We start from the raw sequence: 21,975 nt of genomic DNA, 5'->3' as shown, positions 1-21,975 counted from the left end.
AGGACTAGGATCGATGGGGTAAAAATTAGGTAACCACTACAAACATAAAAAATAACAGGATGATTGGCACTACAAAATTTTTTATCGGGATTGATGTTTCCAAACCTTACTTCGATGTTGCATTGATGGCCGTTGTGAACCATGTAAAACAGGAGATAGCAACCGCACGGTTTGACAACACAGCACCAGGGATAAAGCTATTTGAGAAGTGGTTGAAATCGCAGAAAACCACGTTCAATGAGGACTCCTTGATTGTCATAGAAAATACCGGGATCTATCACCGTTTAATATGGACTTTCTGCAGCAACAGAAATCTGCCCATCCATATTGGCAATGCAGCCCATATCAAATGGAGCTTTGGGATAGCAAGGGGTAAAAATGATAAAATAGACAGCATACGTTTATGCAACTATGCATTTAAGGAAGCGGATGATCTAAAGGCGACAGCTGCCCTGGATCCCGAGCTGATGCTCCTGAAAGATCTGATATCAGCTCGGACAAAGCTGCTCAAACAAAGGTCTGGCATTAGCGTTTCGGTAAAAGAACTTGGTAATGTCAATGGTAAAGAACATCAGAAACTGATTGAAAAAGCACTTAAAAATGCAATTGAGGGTATAGCCAAATCAATCAAGAACCTCGAAGATCAGATCAAAAAAATCATTACAGGAAACCAGGATTTCAAGCAGAACTACAAATTATTGCTCAGTATCCCTGGGATAGGGCATGTTACAGCAGTATACCTGATTGGCTGCACGGGAAATTTTGCAGGGCGGCCCAGCGGAAAAGAACTGGCCTGTTATGCAGGGGTTGCTCCATTTGAACACAGCAGTGGTATAAGTATCAAAGGTAAATCCAAGGTACACCGGATGGCCAATAAAGAACTTAAAAGATTGCTGCATATGTGTGCATTATCTCTAATTCAACACAATCAGGAATTCAAGACATATTACAATAGAAAAAAGGATGAAGGGAAGCACAGCATGAGCATAATTAATGCCGTTAGAAACAAGATAGCATTAAGAGTTGCTGCAGTTATAAAAAATCAAGCTAGCTATAAAAATAATTATAATATAGCTGCTTAAAATTTGTTTTTATCATAACAATCATCTCGACTGGAGCGCAGCGGAGTGGAGAGATCTTTGGATATAGATTTCTCGACTTCGTTGCACTTCGCTCGAAATGACGAATCTATGGTTACCACCTAATCAGTGCACTGGCCCAGGTAAAACCTGATCCGAATGCGGCAAGGCAAACCAGATCGCCATCTTTAATTTTACCGGCTTCCCAGGCTTCGCATAAGGCAATAGGAACAGAAGCGGCCGTGGTATTGCCGTATTTTTGGATATTATTAAAAACCTGATCGTCATTTAAGCCTAACAACTGCTGCACATACTGGCTGATACGTAAGTTTGCCTGATGTGGCACCAACATATCAATATCTTTCTCCGTTAAATTATTTGCAGCCAAAGCCTCTTTAATTACTTCAGGAAATTTCACCACTGCTTTTTTGAAAACCGACGGGCCATCCATATAAGGCAAAGCCGCGCCACTGTCTAAAATTTCCTGCGTCATAAATAACCCACCTAGTTCCTGTTCCGGATAAGCAGGCTTATCTTTCAACCATTTATTGGCATGAGAACCTGGATAATACATGGCCAGAATTTCGGCATCTGCACCATCGCTATGCAAATGCGTACTTAAAATCCCTTTCCCAGGCTCATCTGTAGGCTGCAGTACAACAGCACCTGCACCATCACCAAAAATCACTGATACATTACGACTACGGGTTTCAAAATCCATTGCAAACGAATGTTTTTCGCTCCCCACTACCAGCACATTTTTATACATGCCGGTTTTCACAAACTGATCGGCCACCGAAAGTGCATATACAAAGCCTGAACATTGATTCCGGATATCCAAAGCACCAATCTCACCCATGCCCATTTCTCGTTGCAGCAGTACACCACATCCCGGAAAATAATAATCAGGACTGAGCGTAGCAAAAACAATAAAATCAACATCCTTAGCGGTAATCCCTGCCCTTTCAATTGCAATTTTGGCTGCTTCAATGCCCATTGTAGTGGTAGTTTCCTCATTACGATCGGCAAAACGACGTTCTTTAATACCGGTACGTTCCTGGATCCACGCATCATTCGTATCCATAAAACGACTTAAATCATCATTGGTATATACATTTTTCGGAACGTAGTAACCTATTCCGGCAATTTTAGACTGGTGCATACTCGCTGTTATTTATCATTTGGTTAAACAAAGTTAATCAATTATTGCCTAAGCTATTATTATTAACAAAGGAACAAAATCTTGTTACTCGATACTAAATACTTGATACTAATGTTTATTTTTGCACCATGTCTACAGAAACCAAAGAAGAGACCTTTACGCTCGAAGAAATTTTAACTTCCCTAAAAACCGTACATCGCCTTATTTTGTGGAATGATGATATCAATACTTTCGATCATGTGATTTATTGTATGATGAAATACCTGGATTATAACGAATCGCAGGCCGAAAAAATTGCCTGGAAAGTACATAATGATGGGAAATGCCCCGTTTTAGAAGGCTCATTTACCGAAATGGAAGTTTACCGCAAAATTTTACAGCAAGAAGGATTAACGGTGTCTGTTGATTAAATTTACGAGTTAAGGTTTCGTCCCGTAAATCGTCATGCTGAACTCGGTTCAGCATCTGTTTAAAAAGAAGACCCTGAAATAAATTCAGGGGGACGACCGCCTAAAATGAAACTATAAGATTATAACTCCAAACCCTTCAAAAGTTCATTTAATCCAGCCTGTGTAGTCTGCGTTTTATCTTTAGCATACCATCCGTGAAGTTTTTCTGCCAAAATTGGCATTTCGGTAGTTTCTTTTCTCCACTCCTTTAAAAGCTCCTGCAAAATTTGTGGTCTTGGTCCCCAGGTCGCTAAAACCCGGTCTGCTGATTCATTTAATACAATTAAAACCGGAATTGCCCTCCCACCATTGGTTAAATGCGCATCAATTAATGGCAAATTTTTGTCTCTAAGCACAAATTTCAGATCAATTCTACCTAAGGATGCGGTCGCGATTTTATTAAACACCGGAACAATCTGAGCAGCATCTCCACACCAACCTTCAGTGATCACTAAAAATTTGTAATTTTCTTTTAAACGATCAATGGTAGAGGTTAATTCTTCAGTTAAGCTAACGGTTTTGTCAACCCGGCTCATGCGTTGCACATTCATTTTAGTATAGTGCAAATCGTAAGTTACATCACCAGTAGCTTTTCCCTCTAACAGAAGTTGATCAACCAATGCACGATAGGTTTGATAATCCATTCCCTGCTCGCTGAAAATTTCGCTGTAATTAACCATGATGTTTAAAATTATGTCGCAAAGGAAAGGAGAAATTCAAAGAAAATAATCACGGATTTGCAAGAAAGCGCAAGCGGATGATTACACAGATTTTGGGATTACACAGATGTTTTTTTCACCCCCGTCGTGCTAAGGCACGAAGCATTTGAGCCTTTGAAATACTTGCCTTTTGCATCTGAGAATAATAGGCTACTGATACCATCTGTTGTTAAATAGCCCTGATGGCAATGAATCCCGATTTTTCATCGGGAGCAATGTACAGCAGGACAGAACCCCTCCTATTGACTACAGGATTCGCGCTTCAAAAAAAGATTTGCTTCGCAGAGCCTTCGGGCTCTTCATTGCATTCAGAATGACAACAGGTATATTAAACCTCCATTAACTTACTCACATGCTGTGTTAAAGCCACAAAATCTGCCACGGTTAACTGCTCGGCACGCTTTTCGAAATAAATATGATCGTCCATTTTATCTTTAGGCATCACTGCAGAAACCGCATTACGCAACGTTTTTCTCCGCTGGTTGAAACCTGCCTTAACCACCCGCCAGAATAATTTTTCATCGCAATCTAAAGTCTCCACTTCATTTCTGGTTAAACGGATCACTGCCGAGTGCACTTTTGGTGGTGGATTAAACGTTCCCGGTTTAACGGTAAACAAATATTCAATTTTATAATAGGCCTGAAGAAATACGCTCAGAATCCCATAATCCTTAGTTCCAGCAGGCGAAGCACAGCGTTGCGCAACTTCTTTCTGGAACATGCCTACCATCTCGACAACTTTATTCCGGTTATCTAAAATCTTAAATAGAATCTGAGAAGATATATTGTATGGAAAATTACCAATAATGGCAAACTGACCTGGAAAAATGGCATCAAAATCGAGCTTCAAAAAATCGCCATTAATCAGTCGATCGCCAAGCTGCGGATATTTTTCATTTAAAAAATGGAAAGATTCGGTATCGATATCGATCAGATAAGTTTCTAAGTCTGTACGCTGCAACAAAAAATCAGATAAGATTCCCATCCCTGGTCCTACTTCTAAAACCTGATTATATTTATCAGTATTCACTAAAGCCTCAACAATGCGGTTAGCTATGCCTTTATCGGTTAAAAAATGTTGCCCTAAATGTTTTTTCGCTTTTACTAAACTCATCTTTACGTTTTATTTTGCCACGGAGGCGGCACAGAAAAAATATATTTAAGATTGTGGATAACCCTAATTCTTTTCCTTGTAAACCGTGTTTCCGTGGCTACTCTATTTTGTACAAAATAACTAATTTTTATCCGGTAAGCACCTGTTTAAACGAAAATCAGTAATTTGCGCTAAAATTTTCCAGTAATTATGAGCGATAAACTTAAAATTGGCATCAGTATAGGCGACGTGAACGGCATAGGTTTAGAGGTAATCATTAAAACATTATCCAATCCTGCCATTTTAAATTATTGTACTCCAATTGTTTATGGCCACACCAAGGTTTCATCTTTTCATAGAAAAGCAAATAATTTGGGCGATTTCAGTTTTAATGTAGTTAGCCATGCCAACCAGGCACAGCCAAAAAAAGCAAACATGATCAATTGCTGGGAAGAGGATGTGAAAATCGAATTGGGTCAGGTTACGGCAACAGGAGGAAAATACGCCCTTTTATCACTAGAGCGTGCAACAGCCGATCTGGTAAACGGCGATATTGATGCCCTGGTTACTGCCCCTATCAATAAACATAACATCCAATCAGAAACTTTTGCTTTTCCGGGCCACACAGAATATCTTCAGGAAAAAAGTGGAAGTAAAGATGTGCTGATGTTCCTAATTAGCGAAAATTTACGCGTGGGCGTAGTTACTGGTCACATCCCTGTAAAAGACGTTCCGACAGCCATTACAAAAGATAAAATCATCAGTAAATTAAAGCTGATCAACGAAAGTTTAAAAAAAGACTTCTGGATCGAAAAACCAAAAATTGCTGTTTTGGGTTTAAATCCTCATGCCAGCGATAATGGCTTATTAGGCACCGAAGAAGCTGAAATTATTACACCAGCTATTCAGGAAGCCTACGATAAAGGTATCGTTTGTTTTGGCCCGTACCCTGCCGATGGCTTTTTTGGCAATGGTAGCTACAAACAGTTTGATGCCGTTTTGGCCATGTACCACGACCAGGGCTTAATTCCTTTCAAAACATTAGCTTTCCATAACGGCGTAAACTATACCGCTGGTTTAAACTTCGTTCGTACTTCTCCCGATCATGGAACAGGGTACGATATTGCGGGTAAAGATTTAGCAGATTCTACTTCATTTACCGAAGCTTTATTTTCGGCCATCCATATTGTGAAAAACCGTCGGGAGCAAGAAGAAATGCTAGGCAACCAGTTACGCTCAGGTGGAAAAGTGGTTGAAACGCAGTTTGATATTAAGGATGATGCTTCTTAAGGTAAAAGGCTCAGGGGTTTAAGGTTTATAAGAGCTAAAAGACTAAAGCTGAAAGAGCAAAGCAATAATCGCTAGCCATAACACGCCTGGCCTCCGACTTCGGACACCCAACCTCTGACTTTCTAAAAACCAGGATATCTAAGGTGATTAAGCTTTTTTTTGCAAAACAAGGCCATGTGTTTCATCAGTCCCGAAAGTCCTGCTATACGTTTCAATCTTTTTCAAACCCATAAGGTTTTGAAAACCTTATGGGTTTAATCAAAAGTATTTCCACTGCTATCAGGTTTATTTTAGGTAAAATTGTGCATCAAATTTAAAATGAGCGGCACTAAAAAAACCAATTACATCCTACCCACAATCGTTATTGCACAGTTTCTCTGTACCTCGTTGTGGTTTGCTGGCAACGCGGTATTGCCCGATATTGTTAAAAGCTTTCCTAATGAAACGAACCTCTTAGCCAATCTCACCAGTATGGTACAGTTTGGTTTCATCAGCGGAACATTAGTTTTTGCTTTCTTTGCCATTTCCGATATTTTTTCACCCTCAAAAGTGTTCTTTATCTGTGGCATTGCAGCTGCGTTGTTTAATCTGGGCATCTGTTTAGAACTACCAGATGTCCATTTACTATTGCTTTTTCGCTTTTTAACTGGTTTTATGCTGGCTGGAATCTACCCCGTTGGCATGAAAATAGCATCCGATTACTTTAAAGACGGGCTAGGAAAATCCTTAGGGTTTTTAGTTGGTGCTTTGGTTTTGGGCACTGCCTTTCCGCACTTATTAAAAACATTTACAGCAAATTTTCCCTGGCAATATGTAATCTTTGCTACATCGGCGTTATCTGTAACCGGAGCTTTGGGAATTTTATTGTTTGTGCCCAATGGTCCGTTTAGAACAGCCGGACAAAAATTCAATTTCCGTTCTTGTTTTAATGGCTTTAAAAATCCGCATTTCAGATCCGCCGCTTTCGGTTATTTCGGACACATGTGGGAACTTTATACATTTTGGGCTTTTTTACCAGGCATGCTGCTGCTTTACAATACTAAACATGCTCATGCAACTTTAAATATCCCGCTATTTTCGTTCTTAATTATCGCATCAGGTGGTCTATCTTGCATGATCGGCGGTCTGCTCTCACAAAAATTTGGCGCAAAACGGATTGCCACCATTGCCCTTTCCATTTCGGGCCTGTGCTGCTTGCTCTCTTCCCTCTTTCTATTCAGCAGTTCAGTTTATCCTTTTCTTATATTTTTATTTTGCTGGGGTTTATTCGGCACGGCAGATTCGCCATTATTTTCTTCTTTAATTGCCAAGCATGCACCCGAAAGTTTAAGAGGAACTTCGTTAACGTTGGTAAATTGTATCGGCTTTGCCATTACAATTATCAGCATTCAGACGGTTAATTTACTATCAAAACAGCTAAATATTCAATATCTTTATATGGTGCTTGCAATTGGCCCAGTATTGGGACTATGGGCGTTGCTAAAAAAAACAATTTAAAAATGCGACTAACAGGAATTGCATTAATTATTGTGGCTTCTAACATTAATTGTTGGAATTATAATAACATCAGTTACCCAAAAAAACAAATATGAGTACAAAATTACCACCCATCATAAAACCAGCAGAATTAACCTGGTTAAACCAAGACGATGAAATCGTAATTATTGATGCGAGCGCCGGATCAAAAGCCAGATATGATGAACAGCATTTAGCGGGCGCGCACTTCGCTGATGAAAACAATGATTTAGCCAACATTGGCGATTTTGCAGTTGGCGGAAGGCATCCTTTACCTACTTTCGAGCAATTTTCAATTGTTTTACAGAAACTCGGCATCACAAAAGATAGCCATGTAATTGTTTACGATGATAAAAACGGCGGTAATGCAGCTGCAAGGCTCTGGTGGATGCTAAAAGCCATCAGTCATGAAAAAGTACAGGTAATTGATGGGGGCTTTCAGGCGGCTGTTAAAGCAGGCTTCCCGACAACTGATAAAGTAGAAATCCCGAAATCTGTTGAAAAATACGAAATCACAGCATGGAACTTACCACTATCTGATATCAATGAAGTAGAAAAAGTGGCCAAAACCGACGATTATATTGTGATCGATGTGCGCGATGCCAACCGTTTTGCAGGCCTCACCGAACCTATCGATTTAATTGCAGGCCATATCCCTGGTGCGGCAAATATTCCCTATACTGAAAATTTAAATGCTACGGGTGCTTTCCTGGCCCCTGAAATATTGAAAGAAAAATATGCCGAAGCTTTGGCCCACGTTAAACCCGAAAACGTAATTGTACACTGTGGCTCGGGTATTACCGCCTGCCATACGCTACTGGCTATGGATTATGCAGGTTTACCCATCCCTAAACTTTATGTAGGCTCATGGAGCGAATGGAGCAGAAATAACAAAGAAATGGTATTGGCAGACTAGCCTTCTTATAGGCCTTACAGGTTTCAGAAACCTGTAAGGCCTTTCCGTATTTCGATTAACATTCTGAAAACCTGTCCGATTAACATCAACAATTTTCAAAAAACATTTTTAATCTAATTATTTTATCCCTACATTTGCAGGCTAAAATTTTACAGTACTTTGAACCCACTAAAACAATTTTCATTACCGTTTACCGGATTAAAATTGGGAACCCATCAGTTTGATTATGAGCTTGATGATGCCTTTTTTAACGCATTCGAGTACTCGTTAATTAAAAGCGGAAATTTAAAGGTAGGCCTGGAACTTGAGAAACAAGAGACCATGATGCTTCTAAAATTCAAAGTTATTGGTATAGTTAATTTAGATTGCGATAAATGTTTATCTGAGTTTTCATTACCAGTAAACCTGTACGAACGTCAGATCGTAAAATTTGCAGAAGCCGAAATGGAAAGCGATGATGAAGAAATTATCTCGCTCAGCCGTAAAGATACCGAGATTGATATATCGGGTCCTTTATACGAAATGATTAACGTAGCGGTACCTTATATCAAAAACTGCGAGCAGGCAGGTAAAGATTGTGATCAGGAAATGATTGATCGCTTAAATCAGTTATCTATCCAGAAGCAGGCTGAAGAAAATGAACAAACAAGCGACCCACGTTGGGAAGCCCTTAATAAGTTAAAAAAATAATTAGATTATACACCAATGGCACATCCAAAACGGAAAATCTCGAAACAGAGAAAAAATAAAAGAAGAACACACTATAAAGCTGTTACTCCTTCTTTAGCAACATGCTCGGCAACAGGTGCTATTCACGTACCTCACCGTGCTTACAACGTTGATGGTAACTTATACTACAACGGCAAACTGGTTATCGAAAATACTCAGATTGGGTAATTTTCTTAAAAAATTGTTTGTGTTTTCAGCGGCTTTAGTCATACCTTAGTCAACTGAAAAATTCAGGATTACACCTGACTTAAACACAAACAGATTTTTTCTATGAAAATAGGCCTCGACATAATGGGCGGAGACTATGCTCCCAAAGCAATTGTTTTGGGAGCAATAGCTGCTCATCAATCGCTTAACGCTGGAGAGCATTTAGTTCTTATTGGCGATACCGAACAGATTAAACCCATTCTTGCAGAAGAAGGTTTTAATCCAGATCATTTTGAATACGTTCATACTGATGAAGTAATTGGTATGGGCGAACATCCCACCAAAGCAATCGTTCAGAAACCAAATTCGAGCATAGCAGTTGGTTTTAACCTTTTAAAAGAAGGCAAAATCGATTCTTTCGCTAGTGCTGGTAACTCTGGAGCCATGTTGGTTGGCGCAGTTTTTAGCGTTAAAACCATCCCGGGCATTATCCGCCCTTGTTTATGTACAATTCTTCCGAAAATTAAAGGCGGTACCGGCTTATTATTAGATGTAGGTGCAAATGCCGACTGCAAACCCGATATTTTATTACAATTTGGCGTTTTAGGCAGCTTATATGCAGAAAATCTTTTGCAGATTAATGACCCCAAAGTTGCCCTGATAAATATTGGCGAAGAAGATGAGAAAGGAAATATGTTAAGCATGGCTACTTTCCCGTTAATGAAAGAAACCAATCTCTTCAACTTTGTTGGGAATGTGGAAGGAAGAGATTTATTTAACGATAAAGCAGATGTAATTGTATGTGATGGTTTTACCGGAAATATAATGCTAAAATTAGCAGAATCGTTTTATGTATTGACCATCAAAAAGGGACTTAAAGATGAGTTCTTCGATCGTTTTAATTATGAACAATATGGTGGAAGTCCGGTTTTAGGTGTTAACGCTCCTGTGGTTATCGGACATGGAATTTCTAGTCCGTTAGCCGTTAAAAATATGGTTCTGCAATCCAGAGAAATGATCACCACAGGTTTGGTAGAAAAAATTAGAATTGCATTTAAATAATTTATTAAAATTCTTAAAATGAGTAAAATTCACGCTGCTATTACAGCAGTAAATGGTTACGTTCCCGACTATGTGCTTACAAACGCAGAGTTAGAAACCATGGTTGATACTTCGGATGAATGGATTACCAGTAGAACAGGGATTAAAGAACGTAGAATTTTAAAAGGAGAAGGTTTAGGTACTTCCGATATGGCTGTTCATGCCGTAAACGGTTTACTTAAGAAGAGAGGAATTGATGCAAAAGAAATTGAACTGATTATCTTTTGCACCACTACTCCGGATTTTACTTTCCCTGCAACGGCAAACGTTTTAGCAGATAAAATTGGTGCTACAAATGCATGGGGTTACGATTTACAGGCAGCCTGTTCTGGCTTTATTTTCGGACTTTCTACAGGCGCATCATTCATTGAGTCGGGAAGACACAAAAAGGTTTTAGTAGTTGGTGGCGATAAAATGTCGTCAATCATCAATTACGAAGACCGTACAACCTGTATCATTTTTGGAGATGGTTGTGGCTGTGCCTTATTAGAACCAAACGAAGAAGGTTTAGGTATCCAGGATTCTATTTTAAGAACAGATGGTTCCGGAAGAGATTTCTTAGGGATGAAAGCAGGTGGTTCGGTTATGCCGGCAACACATGAAACTATTGACGCAAGATTACATTTTGCACACCAGGAGGGCCCAACAGTATTTAAATTTGCGGTAACCAATATGGCCGATGTTGCTGCAGAGATTATGGAACGTAACGGCTTAACTGCTGATGATGTTGCATGGTTAGTGCCTCACCAAGCCAATAAACGCATTATCGATGCCACTGCAAACCGCATGGGCGTAACCACCGATAAAGTAATGATCAACATTGAACGTTACGGAAATACAACCAACGGAACTATTCCTTTATGTTTATGGGAATGGGAAAGCAGGTTGAGAAAAGGCGACAACATCGTTTTAGCGGCATTTGGTGGTGGTTTCACCTGGGGTTCAGTATACCTTAAATGGGCTTACGATACTAATTAGTCAGAAGTCTTTAGTCGGGAGTCAGAAGTCCTATACTACGTAGAAAAAAATAAAACAAAAAAAGTATAACTTAGTTAATTCAATAAACACTATTTTTTACATAACTAGCCTAAAAAATGGATATCAAACAAATACAGGAACTGATTAAATTTGTTTCTCGTTCTGGAGTAAATGAAGTTGCTATTGAGCAGGAAAACTTCAAAATCACGATCAAAACAAACCAAGCGCCAACAGTTGTGCATGCTACCGTACCACAGGCTCCGCTTGTACAGGCTGCTGCCCCTGTTGCTATAGCTCCTACTGCTCCAAATGCAGCAACACCTGCTGTACCAGCTGCAGAAGACACCTCAAAATACATTACGATTAAATCGCCAATGATCGGTACTTTCTATCGTTCAGCTAGTCCAGATAAACCAATGTTTGTTAATGTTGGTGATGAAATTAGCACAGGTAAAGTAGTTTGTATTATCGAGGCAATGAAACTTTTTAACGAAATTGAAAGTGAAGTTTCGGGCCGTATCGTTAAAATCCTGGTTGATAATGCATCGCCGGTAGAATATGACCAACCGTTATTTTTAGTAGAACCTATTTAGAAGCTGATTTCACAAATTAATTTGATTTACAGATTATTGATGATGCCACTAAATCAGTGTAATCCTATAATCGGTGTAATCATCAATTAAAAAAATTATGTTTAAAAAAATACTAATTGCCAACAGGGGTGAAATCGCTTTGCGTATTATCCGTACCTGTAAGGAAATGGGCATCAAAACGGTTGCTGTTTACTCTACCGCAGATCGCGAGAGTTTACACGTACGTTTTGCTGATGAGGCTGTTTGTATTGGCCCCCCACCTAGTAAAGATTCTTATTTAAATATTCCAAATATCATTTCGGCCGCAGAATTAACTAACGCCGATGCCATACACCCAGGTTATGGTTTCTTATCAGAAAATGCTAAGTTTTCTAATATTTGCCGCGAGTACAACATCAAATTTATTGGTGCTACCCCAGAACAGATTAATGGCATGGGCGATAAAGCTTCTGCAAAAGAAACCATGAAAATTGCTGGTGTACCAACCATTCCAGGATCTGAAGGCTTGCTGAGCAGCGTTAAAGAAGGTATTGCAATCGCCAATGAAATGGGCTATCCTGTTATCCTAAAAGCAACTGCCGGTGGTGGTGGCCGTGGTATGCGTGTAGTTTGGAAAGATGAAGATTTTGAAAATGCATGGGATAGTGCCCGTCAGGAATCTGGTGCAGCCTTTGGTAACGATGGTTTATACTTAGAGAAATATATCGAAGATCCACGCCACATTGAAATCCAGATTATCGGAGATCAGTTTGGTAAAGCCTGCCATTTATCGGAGCGCGATTGTTCTATTCAGCGCCGCCACCAGAAATTGGTTGAGGAATCTCCTTCTCCTTTCATGACAGATGAACTTCGTGTAAGAATGGGTGAAGCAGCTATTAAAGGTGCAATGGCTGTAAATTACGAAGGAGCAGGAACAATCGAATTTTTGGTTGATAAACACCGTAACTTCTATTTTATGGAAATGAATACCCGTATCCAGGTAGAGCATCCGGTTACAGAAGAGGTAATCAACTTCGATTTAATTAAAGAACAGATTAAAGTTGCTGCCGGAATTCCAATTTCAGGTAAAAATTACTTTCCTAACATGCACGCAATTGAGTGCCGGATCAATGCAGAAGATCCGGCAAATAACTTCCGTCCATCACCGGGACGAATTACCAATTTCCACTCTCCGGGTGGCCATGGTGTTCGTGTTGATACACACGTTTATGCTGGCTATTCAATTCCATCTAACTACGATTCGATGATTGCCAAATTAATCTGTGTGGCACAAACACGCGAAGAGGCAATTTGTACGATGGAACGCGCTTTAGGTGAATTTGTAATTGAAGGTGTAAAAACAACCATTCCTTTCCATCTGCAGTTGATGAAAGATCCGAACTTCAGAGCAGGAAATTTTACTACGAAATTTATGGAAACGTTCGAGTTTTCGGAAGGATAAACGATTTCTATACTTAATAATATAAGGAGGCTATTCAAATAATTTGGATAGCCTTTTTTATTGTTTTAGATTTTAATTACTGCCGGATAAATACCTGATAATTAATATTTAACTCTAAACTGTAGCGATTATTTAATTCGTTACGTTTATATATTAAAACCACTCCAAATATGAAAAAAAATCTGATTAACGCAGTACTCCTTCTACTTGTTTTCACTGTATTTACGAACTGTAAAAAAGATGAGTACGAAATGATACAGATTGCAAAAAGGATATCTGTTCAGGAAATGAGGGCGCTGCCTGTAGGATTGACCAAAGCCATTCCAGCCAAAAGAACCGGGAAAATTTACATTTACAACGATTATCTCTTCATTAATGAACCCAATGAAGGTATTCATATCTACAACAATACCAATCCGAGTGCGCCAGTAAACATGGGTTTTCTGAAAATTCCGGGAAACGTAGATTTAGCCATTCACAACAATATCCTTTACGCCGACAGTTTTATTGACTTACTGGCTTTTGATATCTCGAACTTGAACGGTATCAAACAAGTGAAAAGAGTAACTGATGTTTTCAATCAATTGTATTCGGCGGGTGCTCAAAAATACCTTTACACTTATAAAGATACCCTGGTAAAGAAGCAAACTTACAAAAAAGGGATATTTAAGGATGCCGCTTACAGCAGCAACTCTTTATCGCAAAGTAGTTCTACCGGGCAAGGTGGCTCGATGGCCAGATTTACCTTAATGAATGACTATTTATATACTGTTGGCGTGAATAATTTAAGTCTGTTTGACGTTAAAACCGCATCAAACCCAACTTTCCTGAAGGCTATTAATTTGGGTTGGGGTGTTGAAACCATCTTTCCTTACGAAAGCAAATTATTTATAGGTACCAATAGAGGCATGCACATTTTTAGCGCTACCGATCCGGCCAACCCGATACAGTTATCCACATACAGCCATATTTTTGCCTGCGACCCCGTAGTGGTGCAAGGAAAATATGCTTATGTTACTTTACGTACCGGCAATATGTGCATGCAGGCAAGCAACCAATTAGAAGTTGTAGATATTGAAGATCCAACGAAACCGAAACAGGTTGCAGTTTATCCCATGCAAAACCCACACGGCCTAAGTACAAGTGGCGATCATTTATTTCTCTGCGAAGGTAATTATGGAATAAAGAGCTTTAATATTGCCAATAAAATCAAAATAGGCAATAACATGCTTCAACATTTAATTAATATCAAAAGCTTTGATGTTATTGCAGGTCCTAAATCTTTAATCGTTACCGGAGAAGATGGCGTATATCAATTTAATTATAACGATGCGGCAAATTTAAAGCAACTGAGCATAATTAAAGACCAACTTTAAAACTACTACCAGGGCTACCTTCTATTTTTAAAGTCATTTCTCATAATAATATAAACTATTTCTATATTTAACACGTAAATACCATTCTATTCAAATAGAATGGTATTTTTGTTTTCAACATGAGCGACACTAAAAAAACTTCACTTACAAAAGCTATCGGGCAAAAGAGCACCACCTTAGAGGCAGAAATGTCTTTTTTCGATCACCTGGATGTTCTCCGTAAACATTTAATCAGAGCCGTAATTGCCATTGCCGTTTTTACGGGTATCGCTTTTTACTTCAATGAATTCATCTTAGATAAAATCATATTTGGCCCAAAAAAGCCCGATTTCTGGACTTACAGGATGATGTGCAAACTGGTAGAAAAATTTCCTTCACTTGGTGCAGATATGTGTATCACTAAAATTAATGGAGAGATTATTAACACCGAAATGGCAGGTCAGTTTAACCTGCAATTGAATGTTTGCGTAATGTGCGGTATCGTGGTTGGTTTCCCTTATTTATTATGGGAAGTTTGGCGTTTTATTAAACCAGCGTTACACGAAAATGAACGTAAATCGGCAAGTGGCTTTGTATTCTTCGCCTCGGCACTTTTCATTATCGGTATCTTTTTTGGCTACTTTATAGTATGCCCATTATCAGTTAACTTTTTAACGGGTTATACGGTAAGTGCCGAAATCAAAAATACATTCACAGTTGATTCGTATCTATCATCTGTTGCAACTTTAACTTTAGGTACCGGAATTATCTTCGAGCTTCCGGTTATTATTTTCATCCTATCGAAACTTGGCTTGATGACACCAAAGCTCATGAGGTCAAGCAGAAGGTATGCCGCCGTAATCATCTTAATTATTGCCGCCATCGTTACGCCAACGCCTGATATTATGACGATGCTGATTGTAGCTACGCCATTGTTCTTACTTTATGAACTGAGTATTTTTGTTTCAGCCTACATAGAAAAAAAGAAGAAAAAGGCCGATGCTGCTTTCTACGCTAACTAACAAAAACATTACGAATAGATTTTATAATTCTCTATAAATTTGACAATGTCTGATACAAAAATTAAAATTGCTATTGGAGCGGATCACGCCGGGTTTGAATACAAAGAAATATTAAAAGATTTTTTACAGGATTACGAAGTAAAAGATTTTGGTACTTACTCAGAAAATTCTGTTGATTATCCAGATTTTGCCCATCCTGTTGCTGCTGCTGTAGAAAATGGAGAATTTACTTACGGGATTTTACTTTGTGGATCGGCAAATGGTGTAGCCATCACCGCGAACAAACATCAGCATATCAGGGCAGGTTTATGCTGGGAAAATGAAGTTGCTTCTTTAGTCCGCAAACACAATAACGCAAACGTTTTGTGTATACCTGCAAGATTTGTTTCAGAAGAACTGGCCAAAGAAATTACCACAACTTTTTTAACTACTGAATTTGAGGGCGGCCGTCACCAGAACAGGGTTGAAAAAATTTCGTGTTAACAAGAAAATAACTAACTATTATCATAATGAACAAAAAGTTTTTAACCCTTGGCTTGGCATCGCTTGTTACGGCAAGTTGCTTTAGTCAGGTAAAGCCCCTTATACCGAATAAGGATGCCATAAAATTCAGTAAGGCCATTAGCCCTGAAAATGCGTATAAACACCTTTCAGTATTGGCTTCTGATGCCTACGAAGGCCGTGAAACAGGAACAAAAGGCGCCTGGATGGCTGCTGATTATATCCGTGATTATTTCAAATCATTGGGTTTAAAAGCGCCAGTAAATGGCAGTTATTTCCAAAAAATTGATTTGGTAAATGTTACCTTAAAAGAAAGCCATTTAACGGTTAACGGTCAGCCTAAAGAATACCAGAAAGATTATTTGGTATCTCCCAGCTTAATCAGCGATAAAGGTTTTACTCTCTCAGCCAACGAGCTTGTATTTATCGGTTATGGTTTAAAGAAAGACACTTATAACGATTTTTCAGGTACCGATATTAAAGGAAAAGTGGTTATCATGTTCAACGGTGGAGATCCGACCGTAAAACCGGGTACAAGAATTGATAGGGCAGCTTATCGTGCTACACTTGAGGCCAGGGCAAAATATTTCGCAGAAAATAATGTTAAAGCCATTATCCTGATCGATCCGGCTGTTGATAGAATAACTGAAAACACCAAGCAAACCCTTAAAAATGGCAAGGTAATGGTGAAAACCAATGCTGCTATCGAAGCTCAAAAACAAAACGATATTCCACGCATCTCGATATCTGTTGCTTTGGCAAACGATCTGTTAAAGGCCTCGAACACTACTGTGGCTGATCTGCAAAAGAAAATAACAGATAGTCAGGCTCCTGCCTCGCAAGTATTAAACGTACCTTTCTCAGCAAGTGCTGCAAAAACAGAAACACCAGTTAGATGCGAAAATGTTCTGGGTTACTTGGAAGGTTCAGATCCGGCACTTAAAAAAGAAGTATTAGTCCTTACCGGTCACTATGACCATATTGGCTTAGTAACTGATCCGGATGCAAAAGATAAAGTAAACAACGGAGCTGATGATGATGGATCGGGAACTACAGGTGTTTTATTAATGGCAAAAGCATTTACTGACGCCAAAAAAGCAGGAAAAGGTTCAAAACGCAGTCTCCTTTTCATGACTGTTGTAGGCGAAGAAAAAGGACTTTGGGGTTCTGAATGGTATTCGGAGCATCCGGTTTTCCCTGTTGAAAACACCATTGCTGATTTAAATACGGATATGATTGGCCGTACGGGTGAAGAATATTTAGGTACGCCAGATTCAGCAAACTACATTTACTCAGTAGGCTCAAAAATGTTGAGCAGCGATTTAGCAAATATTAGCGAACAGGTTAACGCAACCTATACCAAAATGAAACTGGATTATAAATACGATGATCCAAAAGATCCTGAGCAGATTTATTACCGTTCAGATCACTACAACTTCGCAAAGTTGGGCATTCCAATTATCTTCTATTACGATGGAATGTTGCAACAAGATTACCACAAACCTGGTGACGAAGTAAGCAAAATCAATTTTCCACTTTTAGCCAAAAGAGCTAAACTAACCTACTTTACCGCATGGGAACTGGCCAACAGAGCTAAACGCCCGGCCGTAGATATGGACGGAAAAGGAAATCCAAAGAAATAATTAATTCAAAACACTTAGCCTCGACAAAATGTCGGGGCTTTTTTATGCACAATGATTTACAACTTTATATTTCAATATTAAAATGCTATTTTTGATTAAAGCGAGTTATGGATCAGTTGCATATTTTAGAAAAAATTAAAATGATCCCTGTTGCCTATCAGCAAGAGGTAGAAGACTTTATTGATTTTATTTTACAAAAGAAAGTAAAGAAAAAAGATGAAGAAAAAACCAAAAGAAAACTTGGCTTACTTAAAGGAAAGATGAAAATGGGTGATGATTTTAATGCCCCGCTGGATGATTTCAAAGATTACATGTAGTGAAAAAATACTTGCTTGATACCCATGTTTTACTTTGGATGCAAGATGATAATATTGCATTATCTAAGCCCGCAAGAAAAATTCTAGAAGATTCAACTACTCAACTCTACTTAAGCATAGCTAGCCTGTGGGAAATTACGATAAAACAATCTCTTGGGAAATTACGATTAGAATATTCATTAGATGAACTCATAGATTCCTGTAATACGAATAACATTACCATTCTTCCAATAGATTACGGAACATTGAAAATACTTAAAGATTTACCATTTATACATCGTGATCCATTTGACAGAATTATGATTGCAACCAGTATGGAATTAGATTTAGATCTCATTTCCAATGATGAAATAACTAAAAAATATACAACCAGAATTGTCTGGTAGTAATCTATTCGAAAAATAACAATTTTCTTTGTTTTAATTTCTAAAAATAAACTCAACAGGGTTTCCTATCTTTGATGTGATAACGAAGTAGCTAAAAACTAAAATCAGTTAATATTCGTTACCTTATTACAAAATAACTATTGATGAATATCGCCGAGGAATTTTTAGAGAAATCTGACGAGAAAGCTTTCGATTTACCGCATCGTAAAACCATAAATTATAATATTGGGAAATACAATGCGGCTGTTGAACGGGGCTTATCAAAATTCGAAAATTTAGAGGCATCCAAAAAAAAGGCACACGTAATTAAATGGCGTGTGATGGAAAACCTCGATAAATTCTTACCAGAGTTCGAATCAAATTTTCAACGGCGCGGCGGCAAGGTGATCTGGGCAAATAATGCCGAAGAAGCACAACAGGAAATCCTCAACATCATCAAAAGAAACAACGGTAAAACAGTTATTAAATCAAAATCGATGACCACCGAGGAAATTCACTTAAACGATTTTCTGGAAAAGAACAACATCGAATCTTTAGAAAGCGATTTGGGCGAGTACATTGTTCAATTGCTTGGTCAGGCGCCATATCATATTGTTACCCCGGCCATGCACCTCAGTGCAACAGATATTGCACAATTATTTCACGATAAATTTGGCACACCTATCGATGCCACTCCTCCTCAGCTCGTACAAAAAGCAAGAGAATTACTCCGCGATAAATACCTTACCGCTGATATCGGTATTAGTGGTGGAAACTTTTTAATTGCCGATACCGGAAGTATTGCGCTTACCGAAAATGAAGGCAATGCACGTTTAAGTACAACTTTCCCTAAAATTCATATTGCTATTGTAGGCATTGAAAAGGTAATTCCTTCTATTGCTGATCTGGATCTATTCTGGCCTTTATTGGCATCGCACGGAACCGGGCAAAACTTAACGGTTTATAATACTATTTTAAGCGGTCCACGCCAACCCAATGAAACAGATGGGCCAGAGGAAATGTATGTGATTTTGCTGGATAATGGCCGTACCAATTTATTGGCACAAAAAGACCAGCGGCAGGGCTTGTACTGCATCCGTTGTGGTGCCTGCTTAAATGCTTGCCCGGTGTACAAAAATATTGGTGGCCATACTTATAATACAACCTATAGTGGCCCAATTGGTTCGGTTATTACTCCCCATTTAAAGGGCATGGAAGAATTTAAACATTTAAGCTATGCATCTAGTCTTTGCGGCAAATGTTCAGAGGTTTGCCCGGTAAAAATCGATATCCATAAAATGCTCTTACTTAACCGTAGAGATGCTGCCGCAGGACACGAAAATGGCAAAAAAGAAGAAATCGGCTGGAACATGTTCAGCAGAATGATGCTAAAACGCAAATGGATGGATTTCTTCGGTGGAAAGTTTAAAAACTTTATGCTCAAAAGATTCTTCAAAAAGAGCTGGGGCAAATACCGGGAGATGCCTAAAGTTGCCGATAAATCTTTTGCAAAACAATGGGAAGAATTGAAAAAAAGTAAGGAGTCTTAAGTTAGGGCTAATTAGTCAGAATAACCAGATATGCAATTTAACAGAGGTGATAAAGACGACAAGTTCTTACTGAACTTATACAGAAGATTACTTTACCCTCGGATGGTTGAAGACAAAATGCTCAAGCTTTTGCGTCAGGGCAGGATTGGCAAATGGTTTTCGGGCATTGGCCAGGAAGCCATTGCAGTTGGTAGTGCCTTGGCCATGCAAAGTGATGAGTACATTTTGCCCATGCACCGTAATTTGGGTGTTTTTACTTCACGAGATATTCCCTTAAAAAAATTAATGGCGCAATGGCAGGGCAAAATTACCGGCTTCACCAAAGGCCGCGACCGCTCTTTTCATTTCGGCACACAAGAATATAAAATTATCGGCATGATATCCCACCTTGGTCCGCAGATGGCCTTAGCTGATGGTATCGCGCTGGCTGATATTTTACGCAATCAACCCCATGCTACTTTGGTTTACCACCGGAGAAGGGGCAACCAGCGAAGGCGATTTTCATGAGGCGGTAAATGTTGCCGCAGTTTGGAACCTTCCTGTTATTTTTCTGATCGAAAATAATGGATATGGCCTTTCCACTCCAAAATCAGAGCAGTTCAGGTGTAAAAATTTGGTAGATAAAGCCATTGGTTATGGCATAGAGGGTATTCAGATAGACGGGAATAATATTTTAGAGGTTTATGATACCATCAACCAGCTGGCTATGGAAATCCGAAAAGATCCAAGACCGGTTTTGGTAGAATGTCTTACTTTCCGAATGCGAGGGCATGAAGAAGCATCGGGCACTAAATACGTTCCGCAAGAACTGTTTGACGAGTGGGAAAAGAAAGATCCGCTAAGTAATTACGAAGCGTATTTAATTGAACAGGGTATTTTAACACCGGATACCGTTATTGATATTAAAATTCAGGTTAAAAGAGATATTGAACTGGAAATTGAAGAAGCTTTTAACGAAGATGAGCCGATTGCTAATGCTGAGCAGGAGCTAAAGGATATGTATTTCCCCTACGTGCAACAGGTTATCCAACCCAATCAATCTTCCATTGAAAAAAGATATTTAGATGCTATAACCGATGGTTTGGACTTGGCCATGCAAAAGTATCCTAACCTGGTTTTAATGGGCCAGGATATTGCTGATTATGGTGGCGCTTTTAAAATTACGGGTGGTTTTACCGCTAAATATGGCAAAGGCAGGGTGCGTAATACGCCTATTTGCGAATCGGCCATTGTGGGGGCGGCTTTGGGCCTATCCATAAATGGTTATAAAGCTGTTGTAGAAATGCAATTTGCCGATTTTGTAACCGTAGGCTTTAATCAGATTGTGAATAACCTGGCCAAAACACACTACCGCTGGGGCGAAAAGGCCGATGTGGTGGTGCGCATGCCTACAGGTGCCGGAACAGGCGCTGGGCCGTTTCACTCCCAAAGTAATGAGGCCTGGTTTACCAAAACACCAGGATTGAAAGTCGTATATCCCGCTTTCCCCGAAGATGCTAAAGGTTTACTATTGGCTGCAATCGAAGATCCAAATCCAGTGCTTTATTTCGAGCATAAATACCTCTACAGAAGTTTAAGCGCTCCTGTTCCTAATGGTTATTATACTACGGAGATTGGCAAAGCGGTTAGGCTTGCCAAAGGAGATAAATTTGCGATTATTACTTATGGCCTCAGTGTACATTGGGCCTTAGATTACCTGAAGCAACATCCTGAAAGTGGTGCAACATTACTTGATCTGCGCACACTACAGCCCTGGGATAAAGAAGCTGTAAGGGCAGCTGTTAAAGCAACCGGAAGAATTTTAATTTTGCATGAAGACACCTTAACAAACGGTTTTGGTGCAGAATTATCTGCATGGATTGGAGAGCACTGTTTCGCTTATCTGGATGCTCCGGTAATGCGCTGTGCGAGCTTAGATACCGCCATTCCAATGAGTAAAGTATTAGAAGAAGATTTTTTAGCTAAAGCAAGGTTAGCAGAAACAATTGATAAATTATTGAAATATTGAGA

General features: G+C 39.1%; 23 protein-coding genes. 20 read left to right on the top strand and 3 right to left on the bottom strand.

The window, feature by feature from the left end:
- Positions 1 to 59: 59 nt before the first annotated feature.
- A complete protein-coding gene (locus tag QF042_RS04145) occupies positions 60 to 1,082 on the top strand; it encodes an IS110 family transposase (protein WP_307525625.1) in 1,023 nt (340 codons plus the stop codon).
- A gap of 112 nt (positions 1,083 to 1,194) precedes the next feature.
- On the opposite strand, the gene QF042_RS04140 is transcribed toward QF042_RS04145, so the two are convergent.
- Entirely contained in the window at positions 1,195 to 2,241 is a 1,047-nt protein-coding gene (locus QF042_RS04140) for a 3-oxoacyl-ACP synthase III family protein (protein WP_215124980.1), read from the bottom strand.
- A gap of 128 nt (positions 2,242 to 2,369) precedes the next feature.
- On the opposite strand from QF042_RS04140, the gene QF042_RS04135 reads away from it, so the two are divergent.
- Positions 2,370 to 2,651 carry an ATP-dependent Clp protease adaptor ClpS gene (locus tag QF042_RS04135; protein WP_029274160.1) on the top strand — a complete coding sequence of 94 codons (282 nt, stop codon included), beginning with the start codon at positions 2,370 to 2,372 and terminating at the stop codon, positions 2,649 to 2,651.
- 119 nt (positions 2,652 to 2,770) lie between these two features.
- Here QF042_RS04135 and QF042_RS04130 read toward each other — a convergent pair whose 3' ends face one another.
- The gene (locus QF042_RS04130; protein ID WP_307525618.1) at positions 2,771 to 3,370 is read right to left on the bottom strand and encodes a thioredoxin family protein; all 600 of its coding nucleotides are present in this window, start codon (positions 3,368 to 3,370) and stop codon (positions 2,771 to 2,773) included.
- Between the two features lie 367 nt (positions 3,371 to 3,737).
- Complete coding sequence (gene rsmA / locus QF042_RS04125) at positions 3,738 to 4,523, bottom strand: 16S rRNA (adenine(1518)-N(6)/adenine(1519)-N(6))-dimethyltransferase RsmA (protein ID WP_307525617.1); 786 nt, start codon at positions 4,521 to 4,523, stop codon at positions 3,738 to 3,740.
- A gap of 189 nt (positions 4,524 to 4,712) precedes the next feature.
- Here rsmA and pdxA point away from each other — a divergent pair, with 189 nt between their 5' ends.
- From pdxA to QF042_RS04035, 18 genes are all read left to right on the top strand, one after another.
- A complete protein-coding gene (pdxA, locus tag QF042_RS04120) occupies positions 4,713 to 5,792 on the top strand; it encodes a 4-hydroxythreonine-4-phosphate dehydrogenase PdxA (protein WP_307525615.1) in 1,080 nt (359 codons plus the stop codon).
- Between the two features lie 318 nt (positions 5,793 to 6,110).
- On the top strand, positions 6,111 to 7,289 hold the full coding sequence (locus QF042_RS04115; protein WP_307525613.1) for a nitrate/nitrite transporter: 1,179 nt from the start codon (positions 6,111 to 6,113) through the stop codon (positions 7,287 to 7,289).
- 91 nt (positions 7,290 to 7,380) lie between these two features.
- Complete coding sequence (locus QF042_RS04110; protein WP_307525611.1) at positions 7,381 to 8,223, top strand: sulfurtransferase; 843 nt, start codon at positions 7,381 to 7,383, stop codon at positions 8,221 to 8,223.
- A gap of 159 nt (positions 8,224 to 8,382) precedes the next feature.
- Positions 8,383 to 8,913 (top strand): DUF177 domain-containing protein, encoded by a 531-nt coding sequence (locus tag QF042_RS04105; protein WP_307525609.1) that lies wholly within the window; start codon positions 8,383 to 8,385, stop codon positions 8,911 to 8,913.
- A 15-nt stretch (positions 8,914 to 8,928) separates the two neighbouring features.
- Positions 8,929 to 9,120 (top strand): 50S ribosomal protein L32, encoded by a 192-nt coding sequence (rpmF, locus tag QF042_RS04100; RefSeq protein ID WP_025143959.1) that lies wholly within the window; start codon positions 8,929 to 8,931, stop codon positions 9,118 to 9,120.
- A gap of 102 nt (positions 9,121 to 9,222) precedes the next feature.
- Positions 9,223 to 10,161 (top strand): phosphate acyltransferase PlsX, encoded by a 939-nt coding sequence (gene plsX, locus QF042_RS04095; RefSeq protein WP_131529499.1) that lies wholly within the window; start codon positions 9,223 to 9,225, stop codon positions 10,159 to 10,161.
- A gap of 18 nt (positions 10,162 to 10,179) precedes the next feature.
- On the top strand, positions 10,180 to 11,178 hold the full coding sequence (locus QF042_RS04090; RefSeq protein ID WP_307525599.1) for a beta-ketoacyl-ACP synthase III: 999 nt from the start codon (positions 10,180 to 10,182) through the stop codon (positions 11,176 to 11,178).
- 116 nt (positions 11,179 to 11,294) lie between these two features.
- Entirely contained in the window at positions 11,295 to 11,771 is a 477-nt protein-coding gene (gene accB / locus QF042_RS04085) for an acetyl-CoA carboxylase biotin carboxyl carrier protein (RefSeq protein WP_307525598.1), read from the top strand.
- Between the two features lie 97 nt (positions 11,772 to 11,868).
- Entirely contained in the window at positions 11,869 to 13,212 is a 1,344-nt protein-coding gene (gene accC, locus QF042_RS04080) for an acetyl-CoA carboxylase biotin carboxylase subunit (RefSeq protein ID WP_307525596.1), read from the top strand.
- A 170-nt stretch (positions 13,213 to 13,382) separates the two neighbouring features.
- Entirely contained in the window at positions 13,383 to 14,588 is a 1,206-nt protein-coding gene (locus QF042_RS04075) for an LVIVD repeat-containing protein (protein WP_307525594.1), read from the top strand.
- 119 nt (positions 14,589 to 14,707) lie between these two features.
- The gene (tatC, locus tag QF042_RS04070) at positions 14,708 to 15,589 is read left to right on the top strand and encodes a twin-arginine translocase subunit TatC (RefSeq protein ID WP_307525593.1); all 882 of its coding nucleotides are present in this window, start codon (positions 14,708 to 14,710) and stop codon (positions 15,587 to 15,589) included.
- A 45-nt stretch (positions 15,590 to 15,634) separates the two neighbouring features.
- Positions 15,635 to 16,072: a ribose 5-phosphate isomerase B gene (gene rpiB / locus QF042_RS04065; RefSeq protein WP_057931793.1), complete on the top strand. Its 438-nt coding sequence runs from the start codon at positions 15,635 to 15,637 to the stop codon at positions 16,070 to 16,072.
- Between the two features lie 26 nt (positions 16,073 to 16,098).
- A complete protein-coding gene (locus tag QF042_RS04060; protein ID WP_307525590.1) occupies positions 16,099 to 17,733 on the top strand; it encodes a M28 family peptidase in 1,635 nt (544 codons plus the stop codon).
- A gap of 107 nt (positions 17,734 to 17,840) precedes the next feature.
- Complete coding sequence (locus QF042_RS04055) at positions 17,841 to 18,050, top strand: DUF2281 domain-containing protein (RefSeq protein WP_307525588.1); 210 nt, start codon at positions 17,841 to 17,843, stop codon at positions 18,048 to 18,050.
- The gene (locus tag QF042_RS04050) at positions 18,050 to 18,436 is read left to right on the top strand and encodes a type II toxin-antitoxin system VapC family toxin (protein WP_307525586.1); all 387 of its coding nucleotides are present in this window, start codon (positions 18,050 to 18,052) and stop codon (positions 18,434 to 18,436) included. The genes QF042_RS04055 and QF042_RS04050 overlap by 1 nt, the downstream gene beginning before the upstream one ends.
- Positions 18,437 to 18,579: 143 nt before the next feature.
- A complete protein-coding gene (locus QF042_RS04045; RefSeq protein WP_373459060.1) occupies positions 18,580 to 19,965 on the top strand; it encodes a LutB/LldF family L-lactate oxidation iron-sulfur protein in 1,386 nt (461 codons plus the stop codon).
- A 30-nt stretch (positions 19,966 to 19,995) separates the two neighbouring features.
- Complete coding sequence (locus tag QF042_RS04040) at positions 19,996 to 20,472, top strand: thiamine pyrophosphate-dependent enzyme (RefSeq protein WP_307525582.1); 477 nt, start codon at positions 19,996 to 19,998, stop codon at positions 20,470 to 20,472.
- Complete coding sequence (locus QF042_RS04035; RefSeq protein WP_307525580.1) at positions 20,417 to 21,973, top strand: thiamine pyrophosphate-dependent enzyme; 1,557 nt, start codon at positions 20,417 to 20,419, stop codon at positions 21,971 to 21,973. The genes QF042_RS04040 and QF042_RS04035 overlap by 56 nt, the downstream gene beginning before the upstream one ends.
- Positions 21,974 to 21,975 lie beyond the last annotated feature (2 nt).

Origin of the sequence: Pedobacter sp. W3I1 (genome assembly GCF_030816015.1) — a bacterium.
Taxonomy (GTDB): domain Bacteria; phylum Bacteroidota; class Bacteroidia; order Sphingobacteriales; family Sphingobacteriaceae; genus Pedobacter.
The sequence above is the reverse complement of the archived record's forward strand: the minus strand, read 5'-3'. Positions and strand labels throughout refer to the sequence as shown.

Bases quoted from the DNA above. Each gene is read 5' to 3' on its own strand.
- QF042_RS04145 (WP_307525625.1), top strand. From the start codon at position 60: ATGATTGGCACTACAAAATTTTTTATCGGGATTGATGTTTCCAAACCT.
- QF042_RS04140 (WP_215124980.1), bottom strand. From the start codon at position 2,241: ATGCACCAGTCTAAAATTGCCGGAATAGGTTACTACGTTCCGAAAAAT.
- QF042_RS04135 (WP_029274160.1), top strand. From the start codon at position 2,370: ATGTCTACAGAAACCAAAGAAGAGACCTTTACGCTCGAAGAAATTTTA.
- QF042_RS04130 (WP_307525618.1), bottom strand. From the start codon at position 3,370: ATGGTTAATTACAGCGAAATTTTCAGCGAGCAGGGAATGGATTATCAA.
- rsmA (WP_307525617.1), bottom strand. From the start codon at position 4,523: ATGAGTTTAGTAAAAGCGAAAAAACATTTAGGGCAACATTTTTTAACC.
- pdxA (WP_307525615.1), top strand. From the start codon at position 4,713: ATGAGCGATAAACTTAAAATTGGCATCAGTATAGGCGACGTGAACGGC.
- QF042_RS04115 (WP_307525613.1), top strand. From the start codon at position 6,111: ATGAGCGGCACTAAAAAAACCAATTACATCCTACCCACAATCGTTATT.
- QF042_RS04110 (WP_307525611.1), top strand. From the start codon at position 7,381: ATGAGTACAAAATTACCACCCATCATAAAACCAGCAGAATTAACCTGG.
- rpmF (WP_025143959.1), top strand. From the start codon at position 8,929: ATGGCACATCCAAAACGGAAAATCTCGAAACAGAGAAAAAATAAAAGA.
- plsX (WP_131529499.1), top strand. From the start codon at position 9,223: ATGAAAATAGGCCTCGACATAATGGGCGGAGACTATGCTCCCAAAGCA.
- QF042_RS04090 (WP_307525599.1), top strand. From the start codon at position 10,180: ATGAGTAAAATTCACGCTGCTATTACAGCAGTAAATGGTTACGTTCCC.
- accB (WP_307525598.1), top strand. From the start codon at position 11,295: ATGGATATCAAACAAATACAGGAACTGATTAAATTTGTTTCTCGTTCT.
- accC (WP_307525596.1), top strand. From the start codon at position 11,869: ATGTTTAAAAAAATACTAATTGCCAACAGGGGTGAAATCGCTTTGCGT.
- QF042_RS04075 (WP_307525594.1), top strand. From the start codon at position 13,383: ATGAAAAAAAATCTGATTAACGCAGTACTCCTTCTACTTGTTTTCACT.
- tatC (WP_307525593.1), top strand. From the start codon at position 14,708: ATGAGCGACACTAAAAAAACTTCACTTACAAAAGCTATCGGGCAAAAG.
- rpiB (WP_057931793.1), top strand. From the start codon at position 15,635: ATGTCTGATACAAAAATTAAAATTGCTATTGGAGCGGATCACGCCGGG.
- QF042_RS04060 (WP_307525590.1), top strand. From the start codon at position 16,099: ATGAACAAAAAGTTTTTAACCCTTGGCTTGGCATCGCTTGTTACGGCA.
- QF042_RS04055 (WP_307525588.1), top strand. From the start codon at position 17,841: ATGGATCAGTTGCATATTTTAGAAAAAATTAAAATGATCCCTGTTGCC.
- QF042_RS04045 (WP_373459060.1), top strand. From the start codon at position 18,580: ATGAATATCGCCGAGGAATTTTTAGAGAAATCTGACGAGAAAGCTTTC.
- QF042_RS04040 (WP_307525582.1), top strand. From the start codon at position 19,996: ATGCAATTTAACAGAGGTGATAAAGACGACAAGTTCTTACTGAACTTA.
- QF042_RS04035 (WP_307525580.1), top strand. From the start codon at position 20,417: ATGCTACTTTGGTTTACCACCGGAGAAGGGGCAACCAGCGAAGGCGAT.